Origin of the sequence: Clostridium sp. (genome assembly GCF_017888565.1) — a bacterium.
In the GTDB taxonomy this organism is placed as follows: domain Bacteria; phylum Bacillota; class Clostridia; order Clostridiales; family Clostridiaceae; genus Clostridium.
Window position 1 is genome coordinate 1 of sequence record NZ_JAGHFX010000109.1, and the last position, 1,454, is coordinate 1,454.

At 28.9% G+C, this 1,454-nt stretch carries 1 protein-coding gene; it reads left to right on the forward strand.

What is annotated here, in order from left to right:
- Positions 1 to 91: 91 nt before the first annotated feature.
- Positions 92 to 1,414, forward strand: coding sequence for an IS3 family transposase (locus J7M87_RS20360; protein ID WP_291654077.1), 1,323 nt, complete (start codon positions 92 to 94; stop codon positions 1,412 to 1,414).
- Positions 1,415 to 1,454 lie beyond the last annotated feature (40 nt).

Sequence of the window (1,454 nt, forward strand, 5' to 3'; positions counted from 1 at the left end):
TAAAATGGAACCTATAAGATGGACACTTATAAAAGAGAGTCTATCTATATAGGTTCTTTTTTTGTACAATAAAGTTATGAGGTGATTTAATATGAGTAAAATAAGGTTCTCAAATAATGAAATAGAGAAGTTATCAAAAAATAAATATGTTCTTAAAGTAAGTGATAAAGCAATAACGTATACTAATGAGTTTAAAATACATTTTATAGCTGAATATAGTAAGGGAAAGACTTCAAGAATTATTTTTGAGGAGGCTGGATTTGATGTTGAGGTTATTGGAATAAGACGTATAGATTGTGCAGGAGCTAGATGGAGAAAAGCATATAAAGAGAATGGAATATTAGGATTAGACGATACTAGAAGAAATAATAGTGGCCGTCCGCGTCAGCGTAAAATAACTAAAGATGAAATAATAGCCAAACAAAATGCTGAAATTGAATACCTAAAAGCAGAGGTAGAATTATTAAAAAAATTAGAGCTGCACGAAAGGCAGGTGAAAAAAGGTAAACTAATAGCAGCACAAGCATTTTCACTAATAGAATCTATAGTAAAAAAACTATCTTTAAATAATATAGTTAAAAAGTTATGTAGCGTGGCACAAGTTTCACGTTCCGGTTATTATAATTATTTAAAAACTAAAGATATTCGTAAAAAACGTGAAAAACAAGATGAAATAATTAAAAATAATATACTAAAAGCCTTTAATTATAGAGGTTACAAAAAGGGTTCTAGATCTATTAAAATGATACTAAAATCAAAATTTGACATTAACTATAATAGGAAGCGTATACAAAGAATAATGAAAAAATTTAATATAGTTTGTCCTATCAGAAAGGCTAATCCGTATAAGCGTATAGCGAAAGCTACAAAAGAACATACTATAGTTCCAAATTTACTTAATAGAAATTTTAAGCAAGATGTACCAGGTAAGGTATTACTTACAGATATAACTTATTTACCATATTCAAACTCTAATATGGCTTATTTGTCGACCATAAAAGATGCATCAACAAATGAAATATTAGCCTATAATTTATCTGATAGAATAACTCTAGATATTGCTATAAATACAATACATAAATTAATGGCTAATCCTAATGTAAAACTTACTGAAAATGCTTTTATTCATTCAGATCAAGGTAGCCATTATACAAGTCCGATATTTCAAAAACTTTTGAAATCTAAAAAACTAGGACAATCAATGTCCAGACGTGGAAATTGCTGGGATAACGCACCTCAAGAATCATTTTTTGGACACATGAAAGATGAAATTAACTATAAATCTTGCTCAAGTCTAGAAGAACTACAAGCAGTCATAGATGATTATATTGATTATTATAATAATGACCGTTGTCAGTGGAACTTAAAAAAGCTGACTCCTGTTCAATACAGAAATCAGCTCTTAGCTTCCTAACTCTCTTTTTTAAAATGTCCTTGACATAGGGACCAGTTTA

Coding starts and splice junctions, on each gene's coding strand:
- J7M87_RS20360 (WP_291654077.1), top strand. CDS start 92: ATGAGTAAAATAAGGTTCTCAAATAATGAAATAGAGAAGTTATCAAAA.